Below are 11107 nucleotides of genomic sequence, written 5' to 3' on the forward strand. Positions count from 1 at the left end.
TGGCGGCCGGCCGCGAGATCGACTCGTATCCGGCGCTGCTCACCGGCCTGCCCCAACCGGTGCGCGCGGCGTTCGCGGATCGCGTCCTGGGCGGCCTGCGCGCGTACGACGCCGAGCACGGGGGCGACCTGGTCGGCACGCTCGCGGCGTTCCTGGCCGCCAACGGCGCCTGGCAGCGCTGCGCGAGCGCGCTGGGCATACACGTGAGCACGCTGCACCAACGGATGCGCCGGGTCCGGGAGCTGACGGGCCGTGACCTGTTCTCGGCGCGGGATCGGGTGGATCTGCTGCTCGCATTGGAGGCGATGGGGTTCGAGCAGGGCGGCGTGGTCCGACACTTCGACGCGGTGACGCGGTGACGCGGTGACGCGTCGACGCGGGCCCGCGCGGCGGCCCCGTTCGGCCGTGCGCGGACCCGCGTCGGGTAGAGGCGGCGGCGCGGTTACCTGCCGCCGCTGTCCTTGACGTCGGCGAGTGCGGCGGCCCACCGGAAGTACTTGTTACGGCCGAGGTCACCGATCGTCTTGATGTGCAGCGACGCCAGGTGCTCCGCGTGCGCGTCGGTGATCCCGGCGAGCGCGGCGACGGGCGCGTCGACGACCTCGCTCAGCGTCAGGTTCTCGTACGCCTTGTCGAGCAGCTTGTCGAGGTCGGCGGTCACCGGCATGGGAACTCCCTGGAAGCTCGGCGCGGCGTGGCGATCGGCCGCGTTCCGATTCATCTTGAGGGCAAACGGTCGCCATATCCGACATTTGGCGCGTACGGCCGCGTGTTGCGGCACCCGCGAGCTCGCGAGCTCAAACCGCGACGGCCAAACGGTAGCCGCGTTTGGTGACGGTCTTGATCAGACCCTTGTGCGGTCCCAGCGCGCTGCGCAGCCGCGCCACCGCGGCCTCGACGGCGTGTTCGTCGGCGGAGGCCCCGCGCCATACCCGGCGCAGGAGTTCGGCGCGACTGAGGACCCAGCCCGGTTTCTCGGCCAACGCGCGCAGTACGGCGGCCGGTACCGGGGACAGCGAGATCACGCCGCCCTGGAACAGCACCGCGTTGCCCTGAAGGACCAGGCGGTCCGTACCGGTGTTCAACTCCCGACGCACCCGACCCGGCAGCGTCTCGGTCACCGTACGAACGAGCGCGCCGAGTCGCCCACGCTCGGGCCACACCGTTTCGACTCCCTCGTCGAGCAGCGGTTTGGCGCAGATGCCGCCGATGCACACAGGCAGCACCTCGCTCCGCAGCGCGGCCAACACCTCGTCGCGGCGGCCCAGTTCGCCGGCCGTCTCCAGGAAGGCGCCGATCGCGGGCGCGCTGGTGAAGGTCAGCGCGTGCAGGTCGCGGCGGATCACCTGTTCGACCAGGCGGCGTACCGCGGCCGGATCCTCGGGCGGCCCCCACCGGTACACGGGTAGCTCGATCACCTCCGCACCGCGCTCGCGCAGCGCCGCGGCGAAACCGTCGAGTGGGGCGCCGTGCTCTTGTACCGCGATCCGACGACCCCGCAGGTCCCTGGCCAGCAACCAGTGCAGGAGCTCGTCGTTGGCCTCGGAGCCCGGCGAGTACATCTCGCGCAGGCCCGACGCGCGGACCGCGCCGGTGGCCTTGGGCCCGCGGCTGATCACCGTCGCGGCATCGCACGCGCGCAGCAGTTCGGTCGAGCGGCCCCAACCCTCCGCCGCGTTCATCCAGCCCCGCCAGCCGACGCCGGTGGTGGCAACCACGAAGTCGAGCGGTTGGGCCAGGCAGCGCTCGGTGGCGAGACGCAGTACGTGGTCCTCGCGCAACGGGACGATGCTCATCGTCGGGGTGCCCACGACCTTGGCGCCGCGACGTTCGAGCAAGGTGACGAGTTCGTCGCGGCGTCGGGCGGCCGTGACGCCGACCGTGAGCCCGACGAGGGGTTCGGCAGCGCCTGTACGAGTAACCATGTCGTGAGGTTGGCGGACCGGCGTTACGGGGGTGTTGCGTCGTGATCACCCCGGGGTTAGGTCTGCGGCGCCAATGGTGCTCGCGGGTGTCGCGGTTCTCACGGTCGACACGTGGTGGAGTGAGGCAGTCGTACCTTCGGCGCAACATCCGAGACCAGGCCGCGTAACAGCAGGTCGCGACGCTACCGACATGACAACGCAGGTCGGGACCACGACGACGGACACGCACTGCCCGTATTGCTCGCTGCAATGCGGGATGGGGTTGCGGGTCCACCACGGCGCTGCGGACGACACTGCGAGCGCACCGAGCGCACCGAGCGCACCGAGCGCACCGAGCGCACCGAGCGCACCGAGCGCACCGAGTAGGCCGGATTCACCGAGCGCACCGAGTAAGCCGAATTCGCCGAGTGCACCGCATCCTTCCGGTCTCGGCGTAGAGGTTGTCGAGCGGCCCGCCTTCCCGGTCAACCGCGGCGCGCTGTGCGGCAAGGGACAGAGCGCGGCCGAGGTGTTGCGAAGTGGCGTACGACTGACCGCGCCGCTCGTGCGTGGCCCCGACGGGGTATTGCGCGAGGCCGGGTGGGACGACGCGCTCGACCGGGTCGCGGCCGAGTTGGCGGCGGCGGGCGAGGCCCACGGGCGAGACGCCGTCGCGGTGTTCGGGGGCGGCGGACTGACCAACGAGAAGGCCTATCTGTTGGGGAAGTTCGCGCGAGTGGTCCTGCGGACGGCGAACATCGACTACAACGGCCGGTTCTGTATGTCCTCCGCGGCGGCTGCCGGAAAGGCGGCGTTCGGGATCGATCGCGGGTTGCCGTTCCCGATGGAGGACATCGCGCGTACCGGGTGCGTGATCCTGGTCGGCGCCAATCCGGCGGACACGATGCCGCCGGCGCTGCGCTATTTCACCGACCTGCGCGCGGCCGGCGGCCGACTGGTGGTGGTGGACCCGCGCCGGACCCGGACGGCGGCCCAGGCCGACCTGCATCTCCAGCCGGCGCCCGGTACGGATCTGGCGCTCGCGCTCGGCATGCTGCACCTGCTCATCGCCGACGGCCACGTGGACCACGAGTTCGTCGCCGCCCGCACGGTCGGTTTCGACGCGGCCAGGGCGGCGGCGATGGCGCACTGGCCGGAACGGGTCGAGGGGATCACCGGCGTTCCGGTGGACGCGATGCGTGAAGCCGTGCGGATGTTCGCGGCGGCGCCGGCGGCCATGGTGCTGACGGCCCGCGGGCCCGAGCAGCAGAGCAAGGGCGTGGACACGGTGGGGGCGTGGATCGACCTGTGCCTGGCGGCTGGGAAGGCCGGGCGGCCGCTGTCCGGCTACGGCTGCCTGACCGGCCAAGGCAACGGGCAGGGCGGACGCGAACACGGGCAAAAGGCCGACCAACTGCCGGGCTACCGGATGATCACCGACCCGGCGGCGCGGGCGCACGTGGCCGGCGTCTGGGGTGTGGACGCGGATTCGCTGCCCGGGCCCGGACGTTCCGCCTACGAACTGTTGGACGCGTGCGGTGGGGACGTCCGAGCCCTGCTGGTCATGGGCTCGAACCCGGTGGTGTCCGCGCCGAACGCGGCCCACGTCGAGGAGCGGCTCAAGGCTTTGGACTTCTTGGTCGTCGCCGACGTGGTGCTGTCCGAGACGGCGGCGCTGGCCGACGTCGTCCTGCCGAGCGCCCAGTGGGCCGAGGAGAGCGGGACCACGACCAACCTGGAGGGCAGGGTGATCCTGCGCCGACCGGCGCTGCCGGTACCGGAAGGCGTACGCACGGACCTGTTCACCCTGAACGCCCTCGCGGCCCGACTGGGCGTCGACCGGGGCTTCGCGGTGGACGCGGAAGAGGTGTTCGACGAACTGCGGCGGGCGTCCGCGGGCGGGGCGGCGGACTACGCGGGAATCACCTACGACCGGATCCGAGCCCAGGACGGCGTCTTTTGGCCGTGCCCCGACGAACGGCACCCGGGAACGCCACGGCTGTTCCTGGACCGCTTCGCGACGCCGGACGGCCGGGCACGCTTCGCGGCGCCGACGCATCGGCCCGCGGCGGAGGAGCCGGACGGGGAGTACCCGCTGTATCTGACGACGGGCCGGGTGCCGGCCCACTACCAGAGCGGCGCCCAGACGCGACGGGTGCAGGCCCTGAACCGGGCCGAACCGGGCCCGTTCGTCGAACTGCACCCGGACGCGGCGGACCGGCTGGGCGTCGCGGGCGGGGACCTGGTCGCGGTCACCAGCCGCCGGGGACGAGCGGTCGCGCCGGCGCGGCTGTCGACGGGCATCCGGCCGGACACGGTTTTCATGCCGTTCCACTGGGCGGGGGAGGGGCGGGTGAACACGGTGACGAACGCGGCGCTGGATCCGATCTCGAAAATGCCGGAGTTCAAGGTGTGCGCGGTACGTGTGGAGCGAGTACGGCGAGTCGAGCCGGCGCACGAGGCGGAGCGAGTGCACCGGGTGGAGCGAGCGGGGCCCGGGGCCGAGGTCGGGGGCACGGTCGCGATCGGGGTCGACATCGGGGTCGACATCGGGGCCGGTGCGAGGGGCGCCCTCGGTAGTGGGGTGCCGGCGTGACGAGCAGTCGGCGGGTCGGCGTGGTGGGAGCCGGCATGGCCGCCGCTCGCTTCGCGCAGCAGGTCGCGGTGCGCGACCCCGGGGCCTCGGTGACGGTGTTCGGGGACGAGGAGTACCAGCCCTACAACAGGGCGTTGCTCGCGGACGTGCTCGGTGCCCGCTTCCGGCCCGAGGAGATCGCACTGTCCGTCGGACCGAGTGCCCTCGTGCGAACGCGGACGCGGGTTGCCGCTCTCGACGCCGAGCAGTGCTCTCTTCGACTGGTCGACGGCGCGGTGCACGACTTCGACGAGATCGTGCTCGCGACCGGGGCGGGGCCGGTGCTGCCGCCGATTCGCAACGTGCGTGCGGGGGCCGTGCCGCTCGGTCTCCCCGCCTCGGCCGCGCGGTCCGCAGCCTCCGAACTGCTCTCGGGCGTCCACGCGTTCCGCTCGCTGGCGGACTGCGCCGCGTTGGCCGCCGCCGTACCGGCGGCTCGCCGGGCCGTGGTGATCGGCGGGGGCGTACTCGGGGTGAGTGCCGCCCGGGCGTTGGCGTCGCTGGGTGTCGCGGTGGAGATCGTGCACCAGGCGCCGGAGTTGATGGAGCGTCACCTCGACGCCCCGGCGGCGGGAGCGCTGCGGCGGGGCCTGGAAGCCCTCGGCGTCGCGGTCTATCTCGGCAATCGGGTTCGGGCGCTGACGGGTACGGAACACGTCGACGGCGTCGAGTTGGCCAACGGGCATGTGCTCGACGCCGACCTGGTCGTCCTCGCCTGTGGTGTGCGCCCGCGGGTCGCGCTCGCTCGGGCCGCGGGGCTGCGGGTCGGGGCCGGCGTGGTGGTGGACGACCGGCTCGCGACGTCGGCTCCCGGCGTGTACGCGATCGGGGACTGCGCCGAGTTCGCCGGGCAGGTGCACGGGTTGGCGGCGGCGGCGTGGGACCAGGCCGATGTCCTGGCCGCTCACCTCACCGGGGGCGGCGCGCGCTATGCCGGGTCGCGCACGGTGCTGCGGCTCACCGCCGGCCCGCTGGCGGTCGCGGCGTTCGGGACGACGGCGGCACGCTCCGGTGACGACGTCGTGCGCGTTGCCGACCCGACCCGCAACGCGTACAAGAAACTGGTCATTCGCGGGGATCGGCTGGTCGCCGCGATCCTGGTCGGTGACGTCGCCACGGCCGGCGCCCTCACCCGCGCCTTCGAGCGTGACGACCCGCTGCCGACCGACCCCGTGCACCTGCTCGCCACGCCGGCGGCCCACCGATGACCGACAACACCGAGGCCGGCGCGGGCATGGCAGCGCGCGAGGGGCCGCAGGCCGGGCCGCCGGGCTCTCGCGCGTCGATGAGCGGCGACCGCAAGGCCGCACGGCTCGTCTCTGCCGCGTCGACCCCCGTTCACCGGCACTCGACCCGCGATCACCGGCACCCGATCCGCGATCCGCGCCACCCGATCGCGATCGCAACCCACCCGATTCGGGGTCGACACCATCCCCCGGACCGCGGATGCCACCCCCCGATCTTCGACTGCCCCGTGTCGATCCCCGACCGCTCCGTGGTCGACAACCCCGTTGTGTCCGTCCTGTCGAGTGAGGAGTCCAGCTGTGGTCGAGGTTGAGAAGACGCGTGTGGTTCTGGTCGGACACGGCATGGTCGGGCAGCGGTTCCTCGAAGCGCTCGTGGAACAGTCGGGACACGCGGTCACCGTGACCGTGCTGGCCGAGGAACCTCGGCGAGCCTACGACCGGGTACACTTGACATCGTGGTTCTCCGGTGTCACGCCGGGTGAACTCTCCATGTGCGACGAGGGTTTCGTCGAGAAGCACGGGATCGACATCCGGCTCGGCGATCCCGTCGAGGCGATCGATCGGATCGCCCGCAGCGTCACCACCCGCAACGGGCACACCGTGAACTACGACGTGCTTGTGCTCGCGACCGGTTCGTATCCGTTCGTGCCGCCGGTGCCGGGGCACGACGCGGACGGGTGCTTCGTTTATCGCACGATCGAGGACGTCGAGGCGATCAAGGCCGCCGCCGAGCACGCCCGGGTGGGGGCCGTCGTCGGGGGCGGATTGCTCGGTCTGGAGGCCGCGGGGGCGCTGGTCGCGATGGGGCTCGACACGCATGTGGTGGAGTTCGCACCGCGTTTGATGGCCCTTCAGGTCGACGACGGTGGCGGTGAGGTGTTGCGCCGTAAGGTCGAGGATCTCGGTGTGAGCGTGCACACCGGGGCGGGGACTCAGGCCGTCACCACCGCCGACGACGGTCGGGTCTCGGGGATGACCCTGTCGGACGGCACCGAACTGGCCGCCGATCTGGTCGTGTTCTCGGCCGGGGTACGCCCCCGCGACGCGATTGCCCGGGAGGCCGGCCTCGCGGTGGGAGAGCGAGGCGGCGTGGTCGTCGACGAGCGCTGTCGCACGAGTGATCCGCACGTGCTGGCCATCGGTGAGTGCGCCCTTGCCGTGGACGGCCGGGTCTACGGACTGGTCGCGCCGGGTTACGCGATGGCCGAGGTGGCCGCCGCCGAGATCGGCGGGGTGGGTCGAGCGACGTTCACGGGCGCCGATCTGTCGACCAAGCTCAAGTTGCTCGGGGTCGACGTGGCGAGCTTCGGGGACGCGCACGGGGTGGCCGAGGGCTGCCTGGAGGTGCTCTACTCCGACTCGCGGGCAGGCGTGTACAAGAAGCTCGTGATCGGGGCCGACGGGCGGTTGCTCGGTGGGGTTCTGGTGGGTGATGCGGAGGCGTACGGAACACTGCGCCCGCTCACCGGAGGCGCACTGCCGGTACCGGCCGAACAGCTCGTACTGCCGGCTTCGATGGGCGCGCCGGTCCCGTTCGCGCTGCCCGACGAGGCCGTGGTGTGTTCGTGTCACGCGGTGACGAAGGCGACCATTCGAAACGCGATCACCGCGCACGGCTGCGTCGACGTGCCGGCCGTGAAGAAATGCACCAAGGCCGGGACCGGTTGCGGGAGTTGCGTCAAACTCATCGGCACCATCGTCAAGGACGAGCTCGAAGCCGCAGGCGTCGAGACCGTGCGCGGGGTGTGCGAACACTTCGCGGATCACACCCGGGCCGAGTTGTACGAGATCGTCCGGGTCAAGGGCATCACGTCGTTCGCCCGCCTGATCGACGAACACGGCAGCACCGGCGGGCCCGGCGGCGACGGTTGCGACGTCTGCAAGCCCACCGTGGGCTCGATCCTCGCGAGCCTGGCCCAAGGCCACATCCTCGACGGCGAACAGGCCGCGCTCCAGGACACCAACGACCACTTCCTCGCCAATATCCAGCGCAACGGCTCGTATTCGGTCGTGCCGCGGATACCCGGTGGCGAGGTCACCCCCGAGGGCTTGATCACGATCGGCGAGATCGCGCGCGACTTCGGCCTGTACACGAAGATCACCGGCGGCCAACGGATCGACATGTTCGGTGCGACCGTCGACCAACTCCCGCACATCTGGCGGCGATTGGTCGCGGCGGGCTTCGAGTCGGGCCACGCGTACGGCAAGGCGCTGCGCACGGTGAAGTCGTGCGTGGGCGAGACGTGGTGCCGCTACGGCGTACAGGACTCGGTCGGGCTGGCGATCGAACTCGAACTGCGGTACCGGGGGCTGCGCTCGCCGCACAAGCTCAAGTCCGCGGTGAGCGGCTGCGCTCGCGAGTGCGCGGAGGCGCAGAGCAAGGACTTCGGCGTGATCGCCACGTCCGAGGGGTGGAACCTGTACGTCGGCGGCAACGGCGGGACGACCCCGCGCCACGCCGACCTGCTCGCCACCGACCTGGACCACGACACGCTCATCCGAACCATCGACCGCTTCCTGATGTTCTACATCCGCACGGCCGACCGCCTGGAGCGCACGGCGCCGTGGGTGCACCGGATGGAAGGCGGCCTCGACCACCTGCGCGCGGTGATCGTCGACGACTCGCTCGGCATCTGCGCCGACCTCGACGAACTGATGAGCCGCCACGTCGAGACGTACGAGGACGAATGGGCCGCGACGCTGGCCGACCCCGACCGGGTCCGCCGCTTCGTGTCGTTCACCAACGCGCCCGGCACGCCCGACCCCACGGTGCGGTTCACCGCGGAGCGGGACCAGATCAAGCCCGTTTTGTTCGAGTCGTTCGAGTTGTTCGAGAAGCTGGAGGCCCGGAGCCGATGACCCAGGCGCAAACGGAGACGGCACAGACAGGCGTGGGGGTGGCGGGCCGGGACCCGGAAACGATGACCGCGTCGACCGTCGAGATCGGCGGGGAGCGCGGGTGGACACCCGTGTGCGCGTACGGCGACCTGATCGCCGGTCGCGGTGTCGCGGCGCTGGTCGAGGGGGAACAGGTGGCGATCTTTCGCGATCGGACGGGGGAGGTGTACGCGCTGGCCAACCGCGACCCGTTCAGCGGGGCGTACGTGATGTCGCGTGGGATCGTCGGCCGGCGCGGCGACGTACCCACGGTCGCCTCGCCGATGTACAAGCAGGCGTTCGACCTGCGAACGGGGGAGTGCCTGGACGAGGAGACGGCCCCCGACGGGTCGTCGGCAGTGCTGCGGACGTGGATGGTCCGGGTACGCGAGTGAGCACACATGTGGCGCAAGCGCCGGACGACGGGTGAACCCCCAGGCGGGCGGGCGAGCTTGGACCCGCCCGCCCATCTGTCACACCCCGTGGGCCTTCCCGCCCGTATTGGGCAGGTCGACGACGAAATCCTTTGCCGGGGCCCGCACATCCACCGGACGGTCGTACTCCGACCACGTCATGCCGATGCTGTCGGAGCCTCCGTTCGACGCTTCGGCCGAGATCCCGGCGGGGAGTGCCGGGCCTTCGACCGGAACGTAGATCACGGCCGGCATGTTCGCTGTTCGCTCGACCAGCACGATCATGCGCCGACCGTCGATCACACCCTCGGGACGACGGTCCGTGTCCTTCATGACATCGACGAGAGTGCGTGGATTCGCGCTGCTTCCCATGCTGAGCATCTGCGACCGGGCCGGGTCGTCGGGCGCCATGTGCGCATACTTGCCGTCCAGCGACGCCACGAGTTCGGCCTTGTCGGTGCCGAATACCTTCCACCAGTAGCTTCGGGGCGCCTTGACGTACACGTCCGCACCGACGTTGATCGTTTCGAGGGTCAGACCCGGGGAGTCGACCACACTCCGAAAATTGTTGGTGTCCAGGTCGAGGTACACGTCCCCGTGTGCTTCGACGCCGCTGTTGCGAAGATCGACGGTGGCCCGAACGGAGTGCACTCCCCCCACCGCCTCGGTGATCTCCTGGCGCAAGTCCTTGTCACTCAGGTGCGAGCGACCGCCGAGCGACGGATCCGCCGCCTCGGCCAGATTCGTCGCCGCCGAACACCCCGCCACCAGCACCATTCCGGCTGCCGCCGCCCCCGCCGCCCGCCCGAACGCCACCGGAACCACACGTGCCATCGAACCGCCCCTGTTCCCGATCCCCACCGGCGGCCCCACCGACCGCGGCCCGGGTACATGATCGCGGGCGTCCCTCGGTGGACGGACGTCGGGGCGGCCCTGAACCGGGCCTTGCCCGTCAACGGACGTTGTGGTTACCGCGGAACACGTCGGCCGGGTCCAACTCGGCCTTGAGCCGCGCCAGTCGGGCCCGGGCGTCCGCGTCGTAAAGGGAGTCGACCTGATCGGACGTCGGGCAAACTCCGTCGCCGTAGACGAAGTTGAGGTTGCGGCCCACGGCCCACGGCTCCAGGATGTCCCGCACCCGGGCCTGGATCGCGCGGGCGACGCCCACATCCTCGCCGTCGATCATCGCGACGACGCGGACGATGTACTTCGCGTCGCGCCGGCCGACCGCGTTGGGTACGACGGGCTGCCGGGACAGCGCGCCGCCGAGGTGGCGTACCTCCTGCATCACCATCATCGGTGCGTCCGGCCCGGTCACCGCGTACACCTCGCGCAACGCCGCCGCGTCGAGGTCGCGAACCAGCACGTTGTCGCCCAGGTACGCGTGCGGCATGGCCGGGTCGTTGTGGATCGTGTGCGAGTCGGCGTACGGCAGTTCGGCCAACGTGTCGACCAGGCGCGGACCGATCGCCCGCAGCGGAGCCACCAGGCGTTCCCCGTCGGCGGCTTCACCGGTGTACACGATCCGGATGCTCGCGGTGTGCCGGCCGCGCAGCGGCGCCGGCACCTGCTCGATGTCGGGCAGGCCGATCAGCGCGACGGACGACGTCAGTTCCTCGGGCACGCTCGCGGTCCACGCGAGGTAGCCGGCGAGCACATCCTCGATCAGGTCGGTGTCGAAGACCAACGATCCGCCGTACACGCGGGCCACCGGGACGAGGTCGAACTCGACCGAGGTCACGATGCCGAAGTTGTCGCGCCCGCCGCGCAGTGCCCAGAACAGGTCGGGATCGCTTTCGGCGGTGACGTGCCGCAGCTTGGCGTCGGCGGTGACGACGTCGAGCGCGCGCACGTGGTCGGCCGCGTAGCCGTACCGACGGGCCATCAAGCCCAGGCCACCGCCCAACGTGTACGCGACGACGCCGACGTGCGGGGCAGATCCGTTCAACGGGGCCAGGCCGTGCGCGGTGGCTCGGGCCACGACCGCCTCCCAGCGCACGCCCGCCTCGGCCCACGCGGTGCGCGCGGCCG

At 71.3% G+C, this 11107-nt stretch carries 9 protein-coding genes; 5 read left to right on the plus strand and 4 right to left on the minus strand.

All coding sequences use genetic code 11. The features are described 5' to 3' along the window. Nucleotides 1–359, plus strand: a 359-nt coding sequence (locus GT354_RS24050; RefSeq protein ID WP_161358457.1) for a helix-turn-helix domain-containing protein, incomplete at its 5' end; no start/stop codon positions are given. An 83-nt stretch (nucleotides 360–442) separates the two neighbouring features. Here the strand turns inward: GT354_RS24050 and GT354_RS24055 are convergent. Further along, nucleotides 443–667, minus strand: coding sequence for a hypothetical protein (locus GT354_RS24055; protein ID WP_161358458.1), 225 nt, complete (start codon nucleotides 665–667; stop codon nucleotides 443–445). 130 nt (nucleotides 668–797) lie between these two features. Continuing rightward, on the minus strand, nucleotides 798–1925 hold the full coding sequence (locus tag GT354_RS24060; protein WP_161358459.1) for a uroporphyrinogen-III synthase: 1128 nt from the start codon (nucleotides 1923–1925) through the stop codon (nucleotides 798–800). 190 nt (nucleotides 1926–2115) lie between these two features. On the opposite strand from GT354_RS24060, the gene GT354_RS24065 reads away from it, so the two are divergent. From GT354_RS24065 to nirD, 4 genes are all read left to right on the plus strand, one after another. Then, nucleotides 2116–4500: a molybdopterin oxidoreductase family protein gene (locus GT354_RS24065; protein WP_237535391.1), complete on the plus strand. Its 2385-nt coding sequence runs from the start codon at nucleotides 2116–2118 to the stop codon at nucleotides 4498–4500. Continuing rightward, on the plus strand, nucleotides 4497–5747 hold the full coding sequence (locus GT354_RS24070; RefSeq protein WP_161358460.1) for an FAD-dependent oxidoreductase: 1251 nt from the start codon (nucleotides 4497–4499) through the stop codon (nucleotides 5745–5747). Before GT354_RS24065 ends, GT354_RS24070 begins: the two co-directional genes overlap by 4 nt. Nucleotides 5748–6128: 381 nt before the next feature. Beyond that, the gene (gene nirB, locus GT354_RS24075; protein ID WP_237535392.1) at nucleotides 6129–8645 is read left to right on the plus strand and encodes a nitrite reductase large subunit NirB; all 2517 of its coding nucleotides are present in this window, start codon (nucleotides 6129–6131) and stop codon (nucleotides 8643–8645) included. A 62-nt stretch (nucleotides 8646–8707) separates the two neighbouring features. After that, nucleotides 8708–9058: a nitrite reductase small subunit NirD gene (gene nirD, locus GT354_RS24080; protein ID WP_161358461.1), complete on the plus strand. Its 351-nt coding sequence runs from the start codon at nucleotides 8708–8710 to the stop codon at nucleotides 9056–9058. A gap of 78 nt (nucleotides 9059–9136) precedes the next feature. Here the strand turns inward: nirD and GT354_RS24085 are convergent, their stop codons facing one another. Further along, a complete protein-coding gene (locus GT354_RS24085; protein ID WP_161358462.1) occupies nucleotides 9137–9910 on the minus strand; it encodes a hypothetical protein in 774 nt (257 codons plus the stop codon). Nucleotides 9911–10028: 118 nt separating this feature from the next. After that, nucleotides 10029–11107, minus strand: a 1079-nt coding sequence (locus GT354_RS24090) for an FAD-binding protein (protein ID WP_161358463.1), incomplete at its 5' end; no start/stop codon positions are given.

It is taken from the genome of Streptomyces sp. SID3343 (genome assembly GCF_009865215.1).
GTDB lineage: Bacteria > Actinomycetota > Actinomycetes > Streptomycetales > Streptomycetaceae > Embleya.

Coding starts and splice junctions, on each gene's coding strand:
- GT354_RS24055 (WP_161358458.1), bottom strand. CDS start 667: ATGCCGGTGACCGCCGACCTCGACAAGCTGCTCGACAAGGCGTACGAG.
- GT354_RS24060 (WP_161358459.1), bottom strand. CDS start 1,925: ATGGTTACTCGTACAGGCGCTGCCGAACCCCTCGTCGGGCTCACGGTC.
- GT354_RS24065 (WP_237535391.1), top strand. CDS start 2,116: ATGACAACGCAGGTCGGGACCACGACGACGGACACGCACTGCCCGTAT.
- nirB (WP_237535392.1), top strand. CDS start 6,129: ATGGTCGGGCAGCGGTTCCTCGAAGCGCTCGTGGAACAGTCGGGACAC.
- nirD (WP_161358461.1), top strand. CDS start 8,708: ATGACCGCGTCGACCGTCGAGATCGGCGGGGAGCGCGGGTGGACACCC.
- GT354_RS24085 (WP_161358462.1), bottom strand. CDS start 9,910: ATGGCACGTGTGGTTCCGGTGGCGTTCGGGCGGGCGGCGGGGGCGGCG.